19 protein-coding genes and 1 other annotated feature are annotated in these 23,191 nt (G+C 36.4%); of the genes, 18 read left to right on the top strand and 1 reads right to left on the bottom strand.

Annotated features, from left to right (window positions below; translation table 11 throughout):
• Positions 1-130: 130 nt before the first annotated feature.
• The gene (locus tag G558_RS0108080) at positions 131-1,513 is read right to left on the bottom strand and encodes an alanine/glycine:cation symporter family protein (protein ID WP_028829727.1); all 1,383 of its coding nucleotides are present in this window, start codon (positions 1,511-1,513) and stop codon (positions 131-133) included.
• A 224-nt stretch (positions 1,514-1,737) separates the two neighbouring features.
• Between G558_RS0108080 and G558_RS0108085 the strand changes: the two genes are divergently transcribed.
• The 18 genes from G558_RS0108085 (at position 1,738) to acdB (ending at position 23,181) form a co-directional block, all read left to right on the top strand.
• On the top strand, positions 1,738-2,889 hold the full coding sequence (locus tag G558_RS0108085; protein WP_028829728.1) for an amidohydrolase: 1,152 nt from the start codon (positions 1,738-1,740) through the stop codon (positions 2,887-2,889).
• A gap of 146 nt (positions 2,890-3,035) precedes the next feature.
• A complete protein-coding gene (locus tag G558_RS0108090; protein WP_028829729.1) occupies positions 3,036-5,426 on the top strand; it encodes a Lon protease family protein in 2,391 nt (796 codons plus the stop codon).
• A gap of 75 nt (positions 5,427-5,501) precedes the next feature.
• Positions 5,502-6,272 (top strand): molybdopterin-binding protein, encoded by a 771-nt coding sequence (locus G558_RS12770; protein WP_051188597.1) that lies wholly within the window; start codon positions 5,502-5,504, stop codon positions 6,270-6,272.
• Positions 6,273-6,274: 2 nt separating this feature from the next.
• The gene (locus G558_RS0108100; RefSeq protein ID WP_028829730.1) at positions 6,275-7,567 is read left to right on the top strand and encodes a patatin-like phospholipase family protein; all 1,293 of its coding nucleotides are present in this window, start codon (positions 6,275-6,277) and stop codon (positions 7,565-7,567) included.
• Between the two features lie 188 nt (positions 7,568-7,755).
• Positions 7,756-7,996: a binding site (T-box leader), on the top strand.
• Positions 7,997-8,086: 90 nt separating this feature from the next.
• A complete protein-coding gene (locus tag G558_RS0108105) occupies positions 8,087-8,902 on the top strand; it encodes a transporter substrate-binding domain-containing protein (RefSeq protein WP_036931816.1) in 816 nt (271 codons plus the stop codon).
• 17 nt (positions 8,903-8,919) lie between these two features.
• Entirely contained in the window at positions 8,920-9,570 is a 651-nt protein-coding gene (locus tag G558_RS0108110; RefSeq protein WP_028829732.1) for an amino acid ABC transporter permease, read from the top strand.
• Positions 9,563-10,285: an amino acid ABC transporter ATP-binding protein gene (locus G558_RS0108115; RefSeq protein WP_028829733.1), complete on the top strand. Its 723-nt coding sequence runs from the start codon at positions 9,563-9,565 to the stop codon at positions 10,283-10,285. Before G558_RS0108110 ends, G558_RS0108115 begins: the two co-directional genes overlap by 8 nt.
• Before the next feature lie 17 nt (positions 10,286-10,302).
• A complete protein-coding gene (locus G558_RS0108120) occupies positions 10,303-11,571 on the top strand; it encodes a nickel-dependent lactate racemase family protein (protein ID WP_028829734.1) in 1,269 nt (422 codons plus the stop codon).
• Between the two features lie 31 nt (positions 11,572-11,602).
• Positions 11,603-12,760: an aminotransferase class I/II-fold pyridoxal phosphate-dependent enzyme gene (locus tag G558_RS0108125; RefSeq protein WP_028829735.1), complete on the top strand. Its 1,158-nt coding sequence runs from the start codon at positions 11,603-11,605 to the stop codon at positions 12,758-12,760.
• Between the two features lie 101 nt (positions 12,761-12,861).
• Positions 12,862-13,668: a carbon-nitrogen hydrolase family protein gene (locus G558_RS0108130; RefSeq protein WP_028829736.1), complete on the top strand. Its 807-nt coding sequence runs from the start codon at positions 12,862-12,864 to the stop codon at positions 13,666-13,668.
• 71 nt (positions 13,669-13,739) lie between these two features.
• The gene (locus G558_RS0108135) at positions 13,740-14,420 is read left to right on the top strand and encodes a DUF554 domain-containing protein (protein WP_028829737.1); all 681 of its coding nucleotides are present in this window, start codon (positions 13,740-13,742) and stop codon (positions 14,418-14,420) included.
• A gap of 27 nt (positions 14,421-14,447) precedes the next feature.
• Complete coding sequence (locus tag G558_RS0108140) at positions 14,448-16,157, top strand: sigma-54 interaction domain-containing protein (RefSeq protein ID WP_028829738.1); 1,710 nt, start codon at positions 14,448-14,450, stop codon at positions 16,155-16,157.
• 250 nt (positions 16,158-16,407) lie between these two features.
• Positions 16,408-17,535, top strand: coding sequence for a YkvI family membrane protein (locus G558_RS12775; protein ID WP_036931820.1), 1,128 nt, complete (start codon positions 16,408-16,410; stop codon positions 17,533-17,535).
• 77 nt (positions 17,536-17,612) lie between these two features.
• The gene (locus tag G558_RS0108150) at positions 17,613-18,824 is read left to right on the top strand and encodes a CaiB/BaiF CoA transferase family protein (protein WP_028829739.1); all 1,212 of its coding nucleotides are present in this window, start codon (positions 17,613-17,615) and stop codon (positions 18,822-18,824) included.
• Positions 18,825-18,847: 23 nt separating this feature from the next.
• Positions 18,848-19,627: an acyl-CoA dehydratase activase gene (locus tag G558_RS0108155; protein WP_028829740.1), complete on the top strand. Its 780-nt coding sequence runs from the start codon at positions 18,848-18,850 to the stop codon at positions 19,625-19,627.
• Between the two features lie 11 nt (positions 19,628-19,638).
• Positions 19,639-20,862 carry a (R)-2-hydroxyisocaproyl-CoA dehydratase subunit alpha gene (gene hadB / locus G558_RS0108160; protein ID WP_028829741.1) on the top strand — a complete coding sequence of 408 codons (1,224 nt, stop codon included), beginning with the start codon at positions 19,639-19,641 and terminating at the stop codon, positions 20,860-20,862.
• Complete coding sequence (locus G558_RS0108165; protein ID WP_036931817.1) at positions 20,862-21,989, top strand: 2-hydroxyacyl-CoA dehydratase subunit D; 1,128 nt, start codon at positions 20,862-20,864, stop codon at positions 21,987-21,989. Before hadB ends, G558_RS0108165 begins: the two co-directional genes overlap by 1 nt.
• 58 nt (positions 21,990-22,047) lie before the next feature.
• Positions 22,048-23,181, top strand: a complete 1,134-nt coding sequence (gene acdB / locus G558_RS0108170; protein ID WP_028829743.1) for a putative isocaproyl-CoA dehydrogenase AcdB — start codon at positions 22,048-22,050, stop codon at positions 23,179-23,181.
• Positions 23,182-23,191 lie beyond the last annotated feature (10 nt).

Genomic DNA, 23,191 nt, shown 5'->3' on the forward strand with positions numbered 1-23,191 from the left:
TCAGTGCTCTACATTTTTGTAGATGTTGAATAATCTAGGATTTTTAATTATTAAAGTTTAGGGGTCAAAAAACGTCATTCTCCGACAGCCCCTTAGATAAAGGATAAAGATAATAAATAAATATTTAATTTTAACTGATTTTTTCATTTTCATATTCTGAATCCTTGTTTTTCAAGAAATTACATTCAAAGTCATTAGCTATTTTAAATACTAAGGATCCCATTGCAAGGAGTGCTATAAGGTTTGGGAAAACCATAAGGGCATTAAACATATCGGCAAGTTCCCATACAAGAGGTACCTTTATAACTGTACCAAATACTATAACAGTACTAACAAGCACTCTATAAGGAAGGATACCTATTTTGCCAAACAAGTATTTAACATTTGCTTCACCAAAGAAATACCATCCTATGATTGTAGAGAAAGCAAAGAAGAAAAGGCATATAGCTACAAACTTTGTACCAAAACTACCAAAACCATAAGTAAAAGCAGCTTGAGTAAGTTCAGCACCTGTAAATCCACTGTCGAGCGCACCTGTTGTTAAAATTACAAGAGCAGTCATAGTACATATTATGCCAGTATCTATTATTACACCAAGAGTTGCAGTAAGGCCTTGCTCGGCAGGGTGGTTAACTTTTGCAAGAGCATGAGAGTGAGGAGTAGAACCCATACCAGCCTCGTTTGAAAACAGACCTCTTGCAACCCCGTATCTGAAGGCTTCTTTTATACTCACACCAATAATACCACCACCTAAAGCCTTAGGGTTAAATGCACCAACAAATATCATTTTAAAAGCTGGGATTATCATATCGGCATTTAATATTATAATAATAGAGCTTCCTATGATATAAAACAGGGCCATAAAAGGAACAACCTTTTCAGTAACCGAGTTTATCCTGCTTACACCCCCAACCACAATGAGCATTACCAGTACTGCAACAAAAACACCAGTCACAATCTTGGGAATTTTAAAAGCTGTGTAGACAGAGGCAGCAATAGAGTTTGCCTGAACCACATTACCCATAAGTCCCAGTGCCAGTATTATTGCAATTGCAAAAAAAGCGGCAAGAAATTTGTTGTTAAGTCCGTAACGTATGTAATATGCAGGTCCTCCGACTTTTTCACCATCTTTTACTTGTACAAACCTTTGAGCTATTACAGCCTCAGCAAAGATTGTACCCATTCCAAAGAACCCACTTATCCACATCCAGAACACTGCGCCAGGTCCACCGGAAACAATAGCTCCGGCAACTCCGGCAAGGTTACCTGTTCCAACTTGAGCAGCTATTGCAGTTGCAAGTGACTGGAATGAAGAAACCTCACCTTTTACCTTCACTTTTTTTTCTTTTTCAAAAAGGAAACCAAAAGTTTGCTTAAATGCTAATTTTACCTTTCTTACCTGGATAAATCGCATTTTTAATGAGAAATAAATCCCTGTACCAAGTAACAGGAAAAGCATAAAAGGTCCCCAAAGAACCTTGTTGATGGAAACTACAATTTCCATAATATCCATGACAATACCCCCTTAAATAAATAAATAAAAATAAATGAACAATGATATTAATTTCACTAATTATATTATATTACAATAAATGATTAATTTCAAGTAATATAAAAAATAGTAAAAATACTCTACATTAAACTGTACAAAATCTACATTAAACTGTACAAAATCTACATTTTGTAATAAAATCATTATAAGGTAATATTATGATTTCTTTTTTCGAGGGAGCAGACATGATAATCAGAAATGGATTAGTTTTTTTAATCGAGAATGAAGGTTTTATAAAGAAAGATATTGAATTTAAAGGTGGAAAGATAGAACGAATAGGAAAAAATCTTTCCAATGACTCAAATACTGAGGAGTTTGATGCTGAAGGAATGTACATAACTCCCGGACTCATTGATGCTCACTCACATATAGGGCTTTTCAATGAATCCATAAGATGGGAAGGCGAAGATGGAAATGAAGAATTTGATCCGGTGACTCCAGATATGAATGCACTTGATGGAATAAATCCGTTTGATATTGCATTTGATGAAGCGCTTGAAGGTGGAGTAACCACAGTATCAACAGGTCCTGGAAGTGCAAATGTGGTAGGAGGAAGTTTTACGACAATTTCACTCTATGGGAACATAGTAGATAATATGGTAATTCAAAATCCTGCATCTATGAAATGTGCTTTTGGAGAAAACCCCAAAGGTGTATATGGTCAGAAGGGAAAAGCGCCCGTGACCAGAATGGGAGTTGCTGCAATTTTGAGAGAAACCCTTATTAAAGCAGAAAATTATATTGCCAGAAAAGAAGACGCAGAGTACAAAGGCGAACATTTCGATATAGACCCTAAAATGGAGGCCATGTGCCCTGTAATAGAAAAGGAAATACCTCTCAAAGCCCATGTTCACAGAGCCGATGATATATGCACTGCTATAAGGATTGCAAAAGAATTTAATATAAGGCTGACTCTCGAACATTGTACAGAAGGCCACCTCATTGCGGACTATATAGCCCAAGAGGGAGTTAGTGCCCAGGTAGGACCTACTTTTGGTTCAAGGACAAAACCAGAGCTTACAAACAAGAGTTTTGAAACAGCTAAAATCCTCAGTGAGAAAGGGGTAAAAGTCTCAATTATAACGGATCATCCAGTTATACCACAGCAGTCCCTTAATATGTGTGCTGCAATGGCTGTAAAAGCAGGCATGGATGAATTCGAAGCACTAAAGGCAATAACACTAAACCCAGCCCAGACTCTGAGTATAGACCATGTAAAAGGCTCTATAAAAGAAGGGCTCGATGCAGATATAGCAATATGGAACCTTCATCCTCTGGATCTTCAGGCATCAACTGTAAGAGTCTTTGTAAAAGGTGAAGAAGTATTTGGAAGATAGGAAATTACAAAAAAGCTGACGGACATTTATAGCAAATGATCCAGTCAGTTTTTTTTGTATGAATTAACTGTTTGAATAAAAAAAAAGTAATTGGGTATAGTAAATAGAAATGATACTTAGGAAAATTGGATGCATGGAGGTGCAAGATGAGCAATGCAAGCAAGTGGAAACTGAGTAAAGAAGACATGGAAATTAACGTAAAATTCGAGAATTTTGATTTTAAAACAACTAAGGAGATAGAAAAACTCAATGGTATAATAGGGCAGGTAAGAGCCGTAGAAGCCCTTGATTTTGGGATTCATATTCAAAATGACGGATATAACATATATGTTTCTGGTGAATCAGGAACAGGAAGAAAGAGTTATTCATTATCCCTTATAGAAAAAGTTGCAAAGAACAAAAAAATCCATAAAGATTATGTTTATGTATTCAATTTTCTAAAACCGGATGAACCCATTGCTCTTTCATTCTCTCCAGGAGAGGGAAAAATATTTAAAAAGGATATGGAATTTTTTATAAATAGAATAATAAAAGAAATTCCAAAGTCATTTTCTGGTTCTGAATATGAATCCAGATATCAGGATATAGTAATGAAATTTGAGCAACTGAGTACTGCTTATATAGCAGAACTTAACCTTGTAGCCCAGGACAAAGGAATAAAATTTGTACCCTCACCAAAAGGGCTCATGTCATTTCCAATAAAAGAAGATGGAAGTATTTATCAGGAAGAAGAATACAAGACACTTGAACCTGAAAAGGTAGAAGAAATTCAGGAAAATAGCAAAACTCTTTCTAAAGATTTTAACGAATATATGACCAAGATGAAAGAACTGGATCTTAAGATATCTGACAAAATAGCCCATCTTGAACAGCAGGTAGTGGATAAAATTGTAAGTTATTACATTTCAGACATGAAAGAAAAACATGCTGATAATAAGAAAGTAATAGACTATATTGATGAACTACAGGAAGATATAATTAATCACACAAGCTTTTTTAAAGGAAAAGAGAAAGAAGAAACAGCCAATCCACTGGCATTCTTCAGAAGAGAAGATCCTAAACAGTTTATCACAAGATATGATGTGAACCTATTCATAGACAATACGAATATAGAAACTGCTCCCGTAGTCCTTGAACGAAATCCAAGCTATTACAACATTATAGGTTTTGCAGAATACAGAAACGAAAATGGAATGTACACGACGGACTTCATGAGTATAAAACCAGGGGCTCTCCACAAGGCTAACGGAGGATTTCTCATTATAAACGCAAAAGATATGCTAATGAATACACTTGCCTGGGAGGGACTTAAAAGAAGCATCAAGACAAAAAAGATAATGATAGAGAATCCTTTCAAACAAAGTCTTGCTCTAATGACAACAGGGCTTAAACCTGAACCCATAGACCTTGATATAAAAGTAGTTCTTATTGGGGACATGCACATATATTCACTTCTTTATTACTATGACGACGACTTTAGAGAACTATTTAGAATAATGGCAGACTTTGACATAGAAATAGAAAAAAACAACGAAAATGAGATCAAATTCGCCAAATTTATAGCCGATTTTTGTGAAGTCAAAAATCTTAAGCATTTCGAAAAAGAAGCAGTAATAGAAACCTTAAAATACTCAATCAAGCTGGCGTCAGAAAAAAACAAGATAAGCGCCAGATTTAATAAAATCACAGAGATTATATATGAATCTAATGCTCTTTGTGATGAAAGCCAAGAATTTATAAAGGTAAAAGATGTACAAAAGGCTATTCAAAAAAAGAGAATAAGAAACAGTAAAATTGAAGACAGAATGAATGAAATGTACAAAGATGGAAGTTATCTTATTGATGTTGATGGTAAAAAAGTAGGACAGATAAATGGGCTTGCAGTAATGCAGGTGGGTGAATCTATGTTTGGAAAACCTTCAAGAATAACAGCATCGAGCTATAAAGGTAGATACGGGATACTCAACATAGAAAGAGAAGTAGCACATTCGGGAAGCATACACGACAAAGGAGTCCTCATATTAAATGGATACATTGGGAACAGGTATGCAAAAGAGGATATACCCGCTATAACTACATCAATAACTTTTGAACAGAATTATTCGGGCATAGATGGGGACAGCGCATCTTCAACAGAACTCTATGTTATTATTTCAAGTATAGCAGGAATACCAGTAAGTCAAGGGATTGCCGTGACGGGATCCATGTCTCAAAAGGGTGAAATACAGCCAATAGGAGGAGTAAATGAAAAGATAGAAGGTTACTATGATGTCTGCAAAATAAAAGGGATTACAGGAAAACAGGGAGTAATAATACCCATCCAAAACGTGAAGAATCTCATGCTCAGAGACGACATAATAAAAGCTGTTGAAGATGGACAGTTTGATATATACGCAATAAGTAATGTTGAAGAAGGCTTGCAGATACTGACCGGGCTTTCAATGGCAAAAATAGATGAGAAAGTTAAAGATGCATTCAAGAAATTCAGTGAAAACTGTGATGAAAAGAAGCGTCAAAAGTGTGAGGACGTGGAGTGATATTAATTTATGATGCAAAAAAAACTCATATATGATATATTTACAATATAACTTTTGAGATTTGGAGGCATCAAGATGAATGCAGAAATATTGGCAGTAGGTACTGAACTTTTACATGGAGATATTGTAAACACAAACGCACAGTATATTAGTAAAAAATTTGCGAAAATAGGCATAGATGTTCACTTTCATACCGTTGTAGGAGACAATGCACAAAGGATGAAGATGGCTTTTGAGACAGCACTTGGCAGAGCGGACATAGTGGTTTGTACTGGGGGTCTTGGACCGACACAAGATGATATGACAAAAGACATTCTTGCAGATTACCTTGGCAGGAAAATGATAATGGATGAAGACAGTAAAATACACCTTGAACAAAGGTTTGCCATGAGAAACAGGATAATGACTCAAAATAATCTTAGGCAGGTTTATTTTCCAGAAGGATCCTTAATATTAAAAAATGATAATGGTACAGCCAATGGATGTATATTAGAAGAAAAAGGAAAGACTGTTATACTGCTTCCGGGACCTCCAAGAGAAGTAAATCCTTTGATGGATGAATATGTGGTTGATTTTTTGATGAAATATTCAAATGAAGTTGTAGTATGCTCAAAAATCAGAGTGTATAATCTTGGAGAATCCACAGCAGAAACTCTTATTATGGATCTTATAGAAAACCAGACAAATCCAACCATAGCATCTTATGCAGGAGACTCCAGTGTGGTCTTTAGGATAACGGCAAAAGCAGGATCAAAAGAAGAAGCAATAGAGCTTATAAAACCATTAGAAAAACAACTTTTAACCCGATTTGGAGATAATGGACAAATCGTTGAGGAGGAAGTATAGCCATGAAAAAAACTGCACTTGTTCTTGGTGGAGGAGGAGCTAGGGGCGCATATGAAATGGGAGTATGGAAAGCATTGATAGAGCTTGATGTACCTATCCATATCGTGTGTGGGACATCTATTGGAGCAATAAATGGAGCAATGATAGCTCAAGGTGACTTTTTGCAAGCGCAGAAAATGTGGGATACTGTGGATACAAGTGGAGTTTTTGCAGTACCTGTGACAGAAGACCAGAAACTTATGGAAAAGGTGGTAAAGACATACGGGACATTTGCCAAAGATTTCTTTCAAGGCGGGACTGATACGAGCCCCCTTAAAGCGACACTGGAAAAGTACTTTGATGAAGATGCAATCAGAAAATCAGATATCGAATATGGGCTTGTCACAGTCGAAAAAAGCAATCTTAAGCCATGGGAAATGTTTATAGAAGATATACCAAAGGGAAGACTTGTAGATTTTGTCCTTGCAAGCGCGTCTATATTTCCCGCAGTAAGACCATATAATATAGACGGAAGAGAGTTTATAGATGGAACCTATCATGATAACATTCCAGTTCATATGGCACTTAAAAAAGGAGCACAAAGAGTAATTGCAGTAGATCTGGGGACTTTTGGAAAAGTCAAAAAAGATGTACTCGATTCAGTAGAGGACCTTATATATATAAAGAGTTACTGGGATCTTGGAGTAACGCTTGTATTTGACAGACCTAAGATAAAACAGATAGAGCGCTATGGATATCTTGACTGCATGAAGGCTTTTGGAGTTTTTGACGGATATGCTTATACCTTTGTAAAAAACAGTACTATTGAGATTGACGCAGAATTTAAAAAAGATGGAAATCTTGAAAAAAAACTGGGAATATATTCTGGTAAAAGCAGATATTCTATAGCAGACAATATTTTATCCGCAAAATGGAAGAAGATAATTAATGACAGGGCGGCCAGAAAAGGATCCAGGATTTCAGAGATACTCGTAAGTGGAGAACTCGCAGCGGAAATACTTGGTATAGACCCTTCCAAAATTTATACGATTGAAAGAATCGACGATAAGATAAAAGAAGAACTTTCTAAGATAGAAGCATACCCTATGGACAGTGAAGCTAAGGGAGCAAAGCGTCTAAAATCATTTTTGGAGACTCTGGCACTGGTAGATAAAAAGCAGAGGCTCAAGAATATGGCCACAGAAATAAGACGTATAATCGATGAAGACGATGAAATATCCGCGGCAAGAGTAGCAAGTTTATATACAGAGGATTTTTTTGCTGCAATTTACGTCGCTCTAAAAGGTCTTTTATAGCGGGAAAATGTTTTCTTTGAAAATAGTTTTGAAAAAAATCAAAAAAGTGTTGACAATTATTTTGTTTGCCTTTATAGTATTGATTACGAAAAAGAAATAAAAATATAATTATAAAAACAGTCAGGAGGTATCAGCGATGAGGTATAGCTACAGGCAAAACAGGCGCAGTAAAATCAAAAACTTAATATCAAGTATCGTTGATACAGAGAGTAGCTATGCTAGTAATCAAAGCGAGCCAGTGAAGGTGTAAGACTGGCATTACAAACATGAGCGAAAAGGACTGTTGAGATTGAATCGACAAAGCTTCGGCAAGTATCGATCACGCGGCATGCGTTAAATGTAATCAAGTGAGTTATTTTTCTGAATGATTTTTAAAACAGATAATAACTAATTAGAGTGGTACCACGGGTTATAATACTCGTCTCTTTTATAGGGGCGAGTTTTTTTATTGGCAAAAAAAGATCATAATCTTTAAAAAAATATGTAAATTTTAATTTTATTTTAAATAAGGAGAGAAAAATGAAAAAATTACTAAGTATTATAATTACAGGAATCATGGCATTATCATTAATGACAGGGTGTGGAAGCACTCAGGCAACAGAACCAGAAAACAAGCTTGAAGCGATAAAATCAGCAGGTAAATTGATAGTGGGAACATCCGCAGACTATCCGCCATATGAGTTTCATATGATAATAGATGGAGTGGATACGATAGTAGGATTTGATGTAGAGATTGCAAAAGAGATAGCAGCGGGTCTTGGAGTGGAGCTGGAAATAAAAGATATGGCATTTGATGCAGTGCTTGCCGGAGTAGGAACGGGAATGATAGACCTTGGAGTAGCAGGAATAAACCCTACACCAGAAAGAGAAGCTGCAATGGACTTTAGTGATGTATATTATAAAGCCAGCCACACAATCGTTGTAAAATCAGAGAACGTTTCTCAGTATAAATCACAAGAAGACCTTAAAGGCAAGGTTATAGGAGCTCAGACAGGAACACTTCAAGAAGGAGTTGCTCAGGAGATAGAAGGTGTTACAGTGAAATCTCTTGGAAAAGTAACAGACCTTATACTTGAACTTAAGACAGGTAAAATTGACGCAGTAATATTGGAGCTTCCAGTTGCAAATTCTTATGCAAACCAGAATGAAGATCTTTCTGCAGTAAAAGAAGTAGTTTTTGAAAAAATGGAAGGTGGATCATCAGTAATCACAGCAGAAGGGGAAAAAGAACTTATGGCAGCCGTAAATGAGATAATAGCAAAGCTTATAAAAGAAGGTAAAATAGATACTTTTGTAGCAGACGCAACAATGCTTGCTGAAAAACTTGCTAACTAAAGACAATGGAGGAATAAATGCTCGAAATATTAATAAAATATTCATCATATTTCATAACAGGATTAAAATCTACACTGGGATTATCAATAATTTCGGTTTTTATAGGGACCATCATAGGGTCGCTCCTGGCACTGATGAAGCTCTCAAAGCACAAACCTTTGAAATGGATATCAGCAATATATATCGAAATCGTAAGAGGAACTCCTATGATAACCCAGCTCTTTATAGTATACTTCGGATCTTATGTGCTCTTTGGGCTGGATATGAATCCCTTCGTTGCGGGGATAATAGCGGTTAGTCTTAACAGTGGGGCATATGTTGCTGAAATAATAAGATCGGGCATACAGTCAATAGACAAGGGTCAGATGGAGGCGGGAAGAAGCCTTGGAATGTCGCAGGGAATGACTATGAAGGAGATAGTGATGCCACAGGCGGTAAAAAACATTCTGCCATCCCTGTGCAATGAATTTATTACTGTAATAAAAGAAACATCCATAGTTTCGGTAATAGGAGTGACCGATCTGATGTACAATGTAAACATTGTAAGGGGAATAAGCTTTAAACCTCTGGAACCTCTCCTTATAGCAGCAGTCATATATTTTGTACTGACATTTGGACTTTCAAAGGCAGTAAATATTCTAGAAGGGAAGATGAAGCAGAGTGATTAAGATAAATAATTTAAAAAAGAGCTTTGGAAAAAAAGTAGTCCTGAAAGGAATAGACCTCCAGGTTACACAAGGTCAAGTGATGGTAATAATAGGACCATCGGGAAGTGGCAAGAGTACTCTTCTCAGATGCCTCAACCTTTTAGAAAAACCTGACAGTGGAGACATGTATCTAGATGATGAGTTAATCACAGCTCCAGATGCAAATGTGGATAAGGTAAGAGAAAAAATGGGAATGGTGTTTCAAAACTTCAATCTTTTTCCACATAAAACTGTCATTCAAAATATAATGCTGTCGCCTTTAAAAGTCAAGAAGGTGTCATACAAAGAAGCAGAAGAACAGGCAATAGCACTGCTTGAAAAAATGGGTCTTACCGAAAAAAAAGATGTTTATCCTAATTCACTGTCTGGAGGCCAGAAACAAAGAGTTGCAATTGCAAGAGCGCTTGAAATGAACCCAGAAGTCATGCTTTTTGATGAAGCTACATCGGCGCTGGACCCAGAAATGGTGGGAGATGTGCTTTCTGTAATGAAAGAACTGGCAAGAGACGGAATGACAATGGTAGTAGTTACTCACGAAATGGGATTTGCAAAAGAAGTAGCTGATGATGTTATCTTTATGGAAGATGGGCTGATAGTGGATGAAGGAACTCCGGAACATATATTTGAAAAGACTGATAATGAAAGAACAAAGGAGTTTCTTTCAAAGGTACTCTAGAGAAAGGATGGAAAAATATGTCAAAATACATCTTTGATTACGGCAAAGGAAAGATAGACCTTGAACTCAAGGAAGGCAATATAATTGGAGAATTGAGCGGAAATACCAGGCTGCCACTTGAAGACATTAAAGAGGAGTTATATAATACATTTGAAAATCCAATAGACAGTAAAGCTCTAAAAGACCTTGTAAAGAGCGGAGACGAGATAACGCTTGTAATAAGCGACATGACAAGATTTTGGATGAGACAAGACCTTGTCATTCCTCACGTAATAAACTATCTTAATAAATGCGGAATAAAAGATGGGGACATAAGCATTCTGATTGCAAATGGGACGCATCTGCCCGCACCGCTGTCAGATATAGAAATACTTGTAACAAAAGAAATTGCAAAGAGAGTAAAAGTGATAAATCATTACTGCGAGGCAAAGGATCTTGTATGCCTTGGAAAAACTTCAAGAGGAACAGTAGTAGAGCTTAATCCACTTGTGGTAAATCAAAAGACTATATGCCTTGGAGCGGCTGCGCATCACCTGATGGCGGGATTTGGAGGAGGAAGAAAGAGTATACTCCCAGGTGTAGCATCAGGGAAGTCTATAGCGCAGAATCATATTCACGCGCTTTCTCCAAATCAACCATGCTCAAATCCACTCATAGGCAACAGTAAGCTGGACGGGAATCCTCTCAACGAAGACATGTGTGAAGCAGCCGCCATGGTAAATCCGATTTTTATTATAAATCTTGCCATGAATCCAGAAGGCAAGCTGTGCAGGATATTTTCTGGAAACTGGATGAACTCATGGCTGGAGTGTTGTAAATATGTAGATGAAATGTACAGCGTGCAAATACCCGAAAAAGTTGATGTGGTTTTTGCCGGTTGTGGAGGTTATCCCAAAGACATGTCCATGTATCAGTCAACGAAGGTAATTGATAACGTAGAATCAGCCGTAAAACCAGGAGGGACAATAATACTTATTTCACAGTGTATAGACGGCGGCGGGCCTGATGAGTACTTTGGATGGAGTAAGCATATTGAAAAGGGGAGGCTCGATGAAGAGCTGAGAAAGAACTTTACTATCCCTGGATACATTTTTTACCAGAATTGTGAAATAGCCGAAAGAATAAAAATATATATGATCTCCAGTATAGATCCCGAATTGCTGGAGCCTATGGGAATTGTTAGTTTCAAGACAGCGCAAGAGCTTATGGAAAATCTCGATCTCAAAGACAAGAGCATTTATATAATAAAAAAAGGTGGGACGGTTATTCCAAAAGTCAAAGAATAGAGGATTTAAACATATAGAAAGAGGCTAAGATATGAAGAATATGATATCTCGCAGATACCAGGAAACTGAAAAAACAGCTATGGGAGAAGTCTTTGATTTTCTTGAAAAATATGATGATATAATAAATCTGAGCATTGGAGACCCGGACCTTGTAACTGACTCAGGAGTAATTGATAAGATGGCAGAGGATGCAAAAGCCGGGCATACCAAGTACACGGACTATAGAGGTTATCCTGAGCTGAGAGCAGAAATTGCCAAGTTCTACAAGGAAGAATATGCAGTTGAAATTGAAGATTCTGAGATATTCGTGTCAACTGGAGGTTGCGTAAGCATGTACCTTGTTATGGAAGCCATACTTGATGATGGAGATGAGGTAATAATACCAGACCCATATTTTGCACCATACCCATCCCAGGTAAAACTAGCAAGAGGAAAAGCGGTAATGCTCTCAACCTATGAAGAAGAAGGTTTTCAGATAAATATTGAAAGACTTGAAAAACTTGTGACAGACAGGACCAAAGCAATTATACTAAACACTCCAAACAACCCTACAGGAGCATGTCTTAGCTTGGAGACTATGAATAAAATTGCAGATTTTTGTGAAAAGCATGATATTTTGGTTGTCGCAGATGATATATATACAGCTTTTTCATTTGATACAGAATTTGTACCAATTATGAAAATAGGGTCTATGAGAAAGAGAACAATAACCATTAACAGCTTTTCCAAGAATTTCGTTATGACAGGATTCAGGGTAGCTAACATAATAGGTCCAGAAGAGGTAATCCAGGCAATTCAAAAGATAAATGAGAATGTAGTATTTACGACTCCTTCCATTTCTCAAAGAGCTGCCTTGCACGCACTGAAAATGAGACATGAGATACAGCCTGCAATAGTAGAGGAGTTTAAGTCAAGAGTGCAATATTGCAAAAAGAGGATTGAGGGAATAAATAATATGAGTGTGCTCGATGGAGGAGGAAGCTTTTATGTATTCCCAAATATAAAGTCGACTGGACTTTCCTCAAAAGAAGTTACCAGGCTTATAATGCAAGAAGCCCATGTGCTCGTGCTTCCTGGCAATGCATTTGGTGAGTGCGGGGAAGGATATATCAGAATTTCATGTACAGTTGGAATTGAAAAGCTTTCGGAAGCTTTTGACAGAATAGAAAAAATGAATATGTTTGTATAAAAAAAGAAGGAATTTTTCCTTCTTTTTTTATACAAACATATCTATATTATAGAAAATAAAGTATAATAAAATGATTAAAGAATAGTAATAAGGAGGGAAATATGAAATTTAAAATTGGCTTGGCCCAGATAAATGTATCTCTTATAAAGGAAGATAATATTAAAAAAGCCGAAAATGCAATAGAATCACTTGCATCTGGAGGAGCGGATATGGTGATCCTTCCAGAGATGTTTTCATGTCCATATAATACAGCCTTCTTTCCAAAATTTGCAGAAAAAGAAGGTGGAGAGACCTGGCAAAGAATGTCCGCAGCTTCGCTAAAAAACAAGGTCACTCTTATAGCTGGATCTATTCCGGAAAAAGACAAAGGTAATATATACAACACATCTTTTGTTTTTTCAAAAGACGGTACGCAGATAGGAAAACATAGAAAAGCTCATCTTTTTGATATTGATATTAAAAATGGTCAGTATTTCAAGGAATCAGATATTCTTTCTCCGGGGGACAGTCATAGCGTTATCGATACTGAATTTGGGAAGATAGGACTTGCAATATGTTATGATTTTAGATTTCCAGAGTTTTCAAGAAAAATGGCAATGGAAGGAGCAAAAATACTTATAGTACCAGGGGCCTTTAATATGACAACCGGACCCGCTCACTGGGAATTGCTTTTCAGGCAGCGAGCAGTCGATAATCAGGTGTTTTGTGTGGGGGTTGCACCTGCCAGAGACTATGATGGAGTATATGTATCTTACGCCAATTCGATGGTTACATCACCGTGGGGAGATGTGATTGAAAGGCTGGGCGAATCAGAGCAACTGATGATTACAGAGATAGATCTAGATTACATAGACCAGATAAGAGACCAGCTTCCACTGCTAAAACACAGGAGAGAAGAAATTTATTGAAAATTATCAAAATTTAAAAAATAAAAAAATAACAATAAATATATAATATGTTATAATTATAAGGAGAAGATATGTTAACAGGTACAATAGTCAATACAATTGCAATAATAGCAGGAGCACTTATAGGAGTAATAGCTAAAAAGGCTATACCACAAAGGGTTGGAGATTTGATAATGAGCGCTATACCCATAGTGGTAATGGTGCTGGGAGTACAATTTGCAATGGCAAGCTCTAATATACTTATAGTTATAGTGAGTCTTGTAATTGGGGGTATAATTGGAGAATGGATTGATATAGATAAGAAACTTGATGATTTTGGAACAAAAATACAGTCCAGGATAAAGGGCAAAGATGCAAATTTTTCGGTAGCTTTTGTTTCGACTACACTCATATACTGCGTAGGATCTATGGCGATATTGGGTTCTATTGAGAGTGGAATAAATAACAATCATACTATTTTATATACAAAAGCTTTGATGGACGGAATTTCTGCTATATTTTTTGCGTCTACTCTGGGGACTGGTGTTATTTTTTCGGGCATAAGCGTATTTATATATCAGGGGATACTGACAGTACTTGCTGGGTATGTAAGCCCATATCTCTCCCCGGCGGTCGTAACGGAGATGAGTGCAAGTGGGGGCATACTTTTAATAGCATTAGCATTTACAATACTTGGAATTAAAAAAATCAAAGTTGCCAATCTTCTTCCTGCCATATTTCTTCCTATAATATTGATGTTTTTTATAAGATAGCAAAAAGGCTTTTAGAAAGGAATAAGAATGTTTGAAGAAAGTTTAAAAAAATCTTTTGATGGTATGTTGTCAAACTTCACACCACCTTCGATGATTGTTTCACAAGACGGCGAAATACTGACTCAAAATAGTAAAATTAAAGATATTTTAGATAGTTTTGGAATAGACCAGATCAGGCATATAAAAGAAATCGATGACTCTTTTGACAGTGACCTTCATTTGTGCGGGGAGTTTTACTCGAGTATTGTTAAAATGAGTGGGTTGAGGTGCAAAGTTGCAGCCCCTGAGAATAAAACTTATTTTCTGTATGTTTTCAATCAGTATATTAAAGAAGAAATCCTAATAGAAAGCCTTATTGAACATATTGATGAGGTAGTTGTGATATTTGATGAAAATGGAAAAATCCAGAAAATGAATTCAGTATGCGATGAAATACTGCCATTTACCAGAGCTGAAGTAATTGGAAAAGACATATACGAGCTCATGGATTCTGGAGAAGTGAGTGAACCTGTAATAATTAAAATGCTCGAAGCAAAAAAGAAAGTATACAAAAACATTATATACCCTAGTGGTAAAATGATTGCATATACGGCTATCCCCTTATTTGATTCAGACGAAAATATAAAAGGGGGAGTTTTGACAGGCAGAGACATTTCAAGGATTGCAAAACTTGATGTAGTAAAGAGATATGATGAAAATGATAATGTTGAAATTGAAGAGGTTCAAGAAGCCAAAGAGTATGTCAGCGTAAGTAAAGAAATGAAGAAGGTAAAGAAAATAATACTCAGAGCAGCAAGGTCTGATTCATCAATATTTATAACAGGAGAAACGGGAGTTGGAAAAGAAGTTGTTGCAAGGTATATACACAATAATAGTTCTAGAAGTGAGAAACCTTTTATTGCTGTAAACTGTGGAGCCATTCCAGCTGAATTAATAGAATCGGAACTGTTTGGATATGAAGAAGGCGCTTTTTCAGGAGCAAGAAAACGCGGAAAAGAAGGAATTGTAGAGCTGGTGGACGGAGGTACACTTTTTCTGGACGAAATAGGAGAACTCCCTTACGATATGCAGAAAAAACTACTAAGGGTAATTCAGGAAAATGAAGTTACAAGAGTCGGAGGCCTTAAACCTAAAAAAATAGATGTAAGATATGTAAGTGCTACCAATATAACATCAGAAGAACTTCACAATCCCAAAAAATTCAGGCAGGATTTATACTTCAGACTAAGTGTGATCCCTATTGGAGTCCCACCGCTTCGAAGCAGAAAAGACGATATAGTTCCCATGTGCAATCATTTTCTTGAGATATTTAATGAAAAATATCAACGTAACATAAGGATAACCAAGAAAGTGGGAGATATTCTCACAAACAATCCATGGTATGGCAATGTAAGAGAGCTGAAAAATCTTGTTGAGAGACTGGTTGTACTCTCTAACAAAGATCTGGTAGGTGAAGATCAGCTTCAAATACTTATGAATCTGGACAATATGATGCAAGAAAACGAATCCGTTAACAATATAAAGGATATAAACATTCATGATTTTGAAGAAGTATCAAGAGAACCTATTACTATTAACTCAGATATAATGCTTGATGAAGCTATAAGATATATTGAACAAAAAATGATAAAGGATGCAATCGACAAACATGGAAGTATCCAAAAAGCAGCAAGGGCAATCGGAATAGATCCTAGTACAATACACAGAAAAATAAAAAGTGGTCAGATAGAAATATAGAACTGTGTCAAAATGCCATTGCAACATGCAAGAAACACTTGCATGTTGCAATGGCATTTTTTGATCCAAAAACACTTGATAATTAAAAAATAAACAAATAAGGCTCATATAGATTATTTTTTAACAAGATTATAGAGCGCAGGAACATTGATAAATGAATGTTAATTAAAAAACAATATAAAAAAATAAGATTTATTTTGAAAGTTGGCACGACAATTGCAATATATATGGGCAAGAAGGAGGTGCGGTGATGAACACACAAAAAAAGAATTCATTAGTATTATCTTTTTCGGTAGCATCGGTATGGTTTGGTGCACACGTTGGAGGAGGATTTGCAACAGGCAGTCAAGAAGTCAACTTTTTTGTTAAATTCGGCTGGATGTCACTTTTCTTACCAATTATAGCGGTCATATTTTTAGGGCTCTCATATAGAGAATCGCTCATAATGGCCAGGAACCACGAAACTTATAATTACAGGTCATGGGCAATAAAGATGTATGAACCCTATGACAAAGTTTTTGCAGTACTATTTGAAATGTGTTATCTGGTAATTGTTTTACTTGGGACCGGTGGTACTATAGCTGGATCTGCAGCTTTGATGCAAGAATGGGGACTCCCATATATAGCTGGAGTAATCTTAACCGGAGCAATATTCTACATATTAACAATATTTGGAGCGGGATTGATAAGAAAGATATCGAGTATTTTGACGATAATTATCTTTGTAGTATTGATGACCTTATGCATAGTTGGAATAACGGCAAACTTTGAAAATCTCAAAAATATTGTATCCACTCGTTATCAGCCTGTTTCGATAGGTAAATCATTATATATGGCGTTAAAATACGCAGGGTTTCAATCGGTTGTAATCGCAATAATATTAAGTGCGAGTGATTCTTTAAAAACGGACAGGGATGTTAACTGGACTATTATATTAGGAGTAATAATGAATGGTATAATGTTAACTCTTGCATGTGCAATGCTTTTGTCATGGATGCCTGCAGTTGAAAATGAGACACTTCCTATTTTATATATATGTAAACAGTTAAACATAGCATGGTTATATAATGCATATTCGATTGTACTTTTTGCAGCATTTGTTACAACTGGAATTAGTTGTATTTTCGGGGCTGTAGCAAGATTTGAAAATGTGTTTACAAAGCCTAGTGACATTAAAAAAAGAAGAGGAATAATATCTCTTATAGCGATGATAGTTTCTATGGGAGTATCATTGTTTGGCCTTACCAAGATAGTACAAATAGGATATGGATATCTTGGAATAGTAGGTATATTTGCGGTTATCTTACCTTGTATAATAGTTGGAAGAATAAAGAATAAACGCTTTGAAATAGAATTAAAGAAAAAAACAGTTGCTTAAGAAAAACATTAATACGCAAGAAATATATCGCTAAGATATATATTCATAAATAATAATAATTTTAGGAGGCTTTTATAATGGAAAACGAAAAATTGATGTTAAAAGGTGTCAAGGTAGTGGAACTGGCGACGTTTGTTGCAGCACCAAGCTGTACAAAGCTAATGGCAGACTGGGGAGCTGATGTAATAAAGGTAGAGGCTCTTTTTGGAGATGCAATCAGAGGCATGGGAGGAACTTTCAATTCGCCTATGACTGAAGATGAAAATCCGATGTATGAGCTTGAAAATGGAAACAAACTTGGAATCGCAATAGATATTAAAGACGAAAAAGGTATGGAAGTACTTTTTAAACTTCTTGAAAATGCTGATGTTTTTGTAACAAATATAAGAGAACAGTCGCTTGCAAAGAGTGGACTTTCATATAGTCAGCTTAAAGATAAATTTCCAAAGCTTATACATGCACATATACTTGGTTACGGAGAAGCTGGACCATTAAAAGATAAGCCAGGATTTGACTATACTGCTTATTTTGCAAGAGGTGGAGTAAGTATGTCACTTATGGAAAAGGGCACTTCTCCAGCAAATACTGCAGCAGGTTTTGGAGATCACTATGCAGGGATGGGTCTTGCAGCAGGTATCCTGGCAGCGCTTTACAAGCAGGCTAAGACAGGTCAGGGAGAAAGAGTTACATTAAGTCTTTATCACGCAGCTCTTTTTGGTATGGGTCTTATGATAACTACTTCTCAATATGGAAATGAAATGCCTTTATCAAGAAAAGTTCCAAATAATCCGCTTATGACAACATATCAGTGCGGTGACGGAAGATGGATACAGCTTGCACTTATACAGTACAACAAATGGTTCCCGAAATTCTGTAAGGTAATAGACAGAGAAGACCTTATAAATGAAACCAGGTTCAACACTATAACAGCGGTAGTAAACTGCACAGACGAGTTGGTTTCAATAGTTGAAAAAGAAATGATGAAGAAGAATTTGGATGAATGGTCAGCGTTACTTGAAGAAGCAGACCTTCCATTTGAAAAACTTCAGACAGTTAATGACATACTAGAATGTGAACAGGCATGGGCAAACAATTATCTGTTCAAAACTAAATACTCAAATGGAAACGAAGGTATCCTTGTAGATACTCCAGTAAGATTTGAAACAATGGGAATAAAGGAATATATGCCTGCACCAAAGCTGGGAGAGCATTCAGCACAAATTCTTGAAAATATAGGCTATACAGCTGATCAAATTTCAGAGCTTCAAAACAGTGGTGTAATAAAGTAAGTTTAAAGATGAGGGTGAATTTAATGTATACAATGGGATTAGATATAGGATCAACGGCTTCTAAAGGAGTTATTCTCAAAGATGGTAAAGAAATAGTAGCAACATCTGTAGTAGCTTCTGGGACAGGAACTAGCGGACCGGAGAAAGTCAGGATAGAGCTTATGGAAAAAAGTTCTATTAAAATAGAAGACATCGAAAAAATAGTAGTTACAGGATACGGAAGAATGAATTACAAAGATGCTGACAAACAGATAAGCGAACTTAGCTGCCATGCAAAAGGAACAAATTTTCTTGTAGAGGGAGTTAGAACTATCATAGACATTGGGGGTCAAGATGCTAAGGCACTCGTACTGGACCAGTCAGGAATACTTCAAAACTTTGTAATGAATGACAAATGTGCAGCAGGAACAGGGAGATTTTTGGATGTTATGGCAAAAGTGCTTGAAACAGAAGTTTCGCAGCTCGGAAAGCTTTCTTCCAAGTCTACAAAAGAAGTTTCTATAAGCAGCACTTGTACAGTATTTGCAGAATCAGAGGTAATATCTCATCTTTCAGCAGGGGAAGCGACAGAAGATATTGTAGCAGGTATTCACAATTCGATAGCAAAAAGGGTTTCAAGTCTTGCAAAAAGAGCAGGGATCAAAGATAAGGTTGTCATGGTAGGCGGAGTTGCCAGAAACGAAGGGGTTGTGGAGGCAATGAAAAATGCTATAGGAATGGATATAATAGTTCCTGAAAATGCTCAGCTCACAGGAGCGCTTGGAGCAGCAATATATGCATACAATGAAATAAATAAAAAATAAGGAGAGTTAAAATGAGCGATAAAAAGAATGCAAAAACAGTCATAAATGAACTTTTAGCTGAGCAGTATGATAATGCATTTAAGGCAAAAGAAAAAGGTATACCAGTAGGTTGGTCAACTTCGGTTTTTCCACAGGAACTTGCTGAGGCATTTGATCTATGTCTTCTTTATCCGGAAAATCATGCAGCTGGGGTAGCTGCAAAAAAAGAATCACTGGAGCTTTGTGAGCTTGCAGAAGAGCAGGGATATTCAAACGACCTGTGCGCATATGCAAGAACAAACTTTGGGTTACTTATAAAAGGACACTCAGATGCATTGCCTATGCCAACACCAGATTTTCTATGCTGCTGTAACAACATATGCAACGAGGTAATTAAGTGGTATGAAAACATTTCAAGAGAACTGAATATACCTCTTATAATGGTTGATACTGCATACAACAATGAAACTATGGCCACAGAAAACAGGATAAAATATTTAAGAGGACAGTTTGAAGAAGCAATAAAGCAGCTTGAAATAATTTCAGGAAAAACATTTGATCCAAAGAAGCTTGAGGAAGTAATGAAAATATCTGCAGAAAATGGAAGACTGTGGAAATATTCAATGAGCCTTCCTTCTAATTCATATCCATCACCAATGAACGGATTCGATCTTTTCTCATACATGGCTGTAATAGTATGTGCAAGAGGAAAAAAAGAAACTACAGAAGCTTTCAAACTACTTGTTGAAGAATTAGAAGATAATGTAAAAACTGGAAATACGAGCTTCAGAGGCGAAGAAAAATACAGAATTATGATGGAAGGAATTCCATGCTGGCCATATATAGGATACAAGATGAAGACTCTTGCAAAATATGGAGTCAACATGACAGGAAGCGTTTATCCACACGCATGGGCTCTTCAATATGAAGTAAACGACCTTGATGGCATGGCACAGGCTTACACAATGATGTTTAACAATGTAAATATCGAAACTATGATAGATTACAGAGTTAACTCACTAATCGATGGAAACTGCGATGGAGCACTTTATCATATGAACAGAAGCTGCAAACTTATGAGTTTCATTCAGTATGAAATGCAGAGAAAAGTAGGGGAAATAACAGGCATTCCGTATTCAGGTTTTGACGGAGACCAGGCAGACCCAAGAAACTTTACAGATGCTCAGTTTGAAACAAGAGTACAAGGACTTGTAGAAGTAATGGAAGAAAGAAAAAATCAGGGAGGTGTTAAGTAATGGATATCAAAAAAATGTTCGACAGATTTGAAGAAATAGCAGAAGCGCCTTCAAAACATGTAGATAAATATATTGAAGAGACTAAAAGCAAGGCAATAGGGTGTTTCCCAGTATATACACCAGAAGAAATAGTTCATGCAGCTGGAATGCTTCCAGTTGGAATGTGGGGAGGACAGACTGAGGTAGATCTTGCAAAACAATATTTTCCAGCATTTGCATGTTCAATAATGCAGTCTTGTATGGAGCTGGGACTAAGAGGATCATATTCTAATCTTTCAGCTGTTATAATACCAGGAATGTGTGACACCCTTATATGTATGGGACAAAACTGGAAATCGGGAATAAAAGATATTCCTATGATAACTTTTGTTCATCCACAAAACAGAAAAATTCAAGCTGGAGTAGAGTATCTTGCTGAAGAGTATAAGAGTGTAAAAAAGAAAATTGAAGAGATAAGAGGATGCGAAATAACTGAAGCAGAACTTATAGATAGTATAGATGTATACAACAAACATAGAGCAGCGATGAGAGAATTTACTGAACTTACAGTAACTCACCTTAACACAATTAATTCAACTATGAGAAGCAACGTTATAAAAAGTGGATATTTCATGAGAAAAGAAGATCATACAGTGCTTGTTAATGAACTTAATGATATGCTTAAATCTATGCCTGAAGAAGAATACTCAGGAAAAACTGTACTTGTAACTGGAATTTCAATGGATTCCAAAGAAATGCTGGATATTTTTGAAGAAAACAATATAAGAATAGCATACGATAACCTAGCACAGGAGACAAGACAGTTTAGGACAGATGTGCCTCAAGGAGGAACAGCGCTGGAAAGACTTGCAATGCAATGGAGAGACATAGAAGGCTGCTCACTGGCATATGATCCAAAGAAAAAAAGAGGACAGATAATAGTAGAGGATGTTAAAAAGAGAAAAATTGACGGTGTAGTTTATGCCATGATGAAATTCTGTGATCCAGAAGAGTATGATTATCCAATAATCAAAAAAGATATAGATCAAGCTGGAATACCAAATCTTTACATCGAGATAGATCAGCAGACAACCAATGACGAGCAGGTAAGAACAAGAATACAGACTTTTGCTGAGATACTTGGCTAATAATTTTTAGGTAGTTATATTTTTAAATATATAAAAAACATTATAATTGGAGGAAACTATGATATTCAAGAAAGAACACCTGTTACTGCAAAAGGCAGTAAGAAAATTTGCAGAAGAGGAAGTGCAACCTTATGCAGCTGAAAGAGAGAAAGAGGGAGCGATTTCCAGAGATTTAATGGAAAAACTGGCGAAATACAAATATACAAGTCCGATAGTTCCAAAAGAATACGGTGGAGCAGGAGCTGACTATACATCATATGTGATTATAATGGAAGAGATAAGCAAAAAATGCGCATCTACAGGAACATTCACAACAGCAGCAGCATCTCTTGTATCAAGTCCTCTTCTTAACTTCGGAACAGAAGAGCAAAAACAGAAATACCTTACAAGAATAACATCTGGAGAAGCTATAGGAGCATTTGGACTTACAGAGCCAGGCGCTGGATCAGATGCAAGTGGACAGACTACAAACGCAGTACTTGTTGGAGATAACTACGTACTTAATGGAAGAAAAACTTTTATAACAAACGCTCCAATAGCTGACTTTGCAATTGTAATTGCAGTTACAGAAAGAGGAAAAGGCGTTAAAGGAACTTCAGCATTTATAGTAGATATGAATCTTGAAGGAGTATCATGTGGAGCACACGAAGACAAGATGGGAATACGCGCTACAGAAACTTCAGACCTTATAATGGAAAATGTAAAAGTTCCTAAAGAAAACATACTTGGAAAAGAAGGTCAAGGATTCAAGATAGCTATGCATACTCTTGACACAGGAAGAATTGGAGTTGCGGCTCAAGCTCTTGGTGTAGCTCAAGGCGCTATGGATGAGGCTGTAAAATATTCAAAAGAAAGAGTACAGTTTGGAAAATCACTTTCAAAATTCCAGGATATTCAATTTAAACTTGCAAATATGGAAACAAAAATATGCGCAGTAAGAGCTCTACTTTACAAGACAGCAGAGATGAAAGAAGCAGGAATGTCTATAACAAAAGAATCTGCAATGTGTAAATACATGGCTGCAGAAGTTGCCAATGAAGTTGCATACGATGCGCTTCAGATACATGGAGGATATGGATTTATAAAAGATTATCCAATCGAGAGAATATACAGAGACGCAAGAATCATGTCAATATATGAAGGAACATCTCAAGTTCAACAAATGGTAATAGCAGGAAGCTTATTGAAATAAAAATTGGAGG

The sequence above is a fragment of the Proteocatella sphenisci DSM 23131 genome, from assembly GCF_000423525.1.
In the GTDB taxonomy this organism is placed as follows: Bacteria; Bacillota; Clostridia; order Peptostreptococcales; family Filifactoraceae; genus Proteocatella; species Proteocatella sphenisci.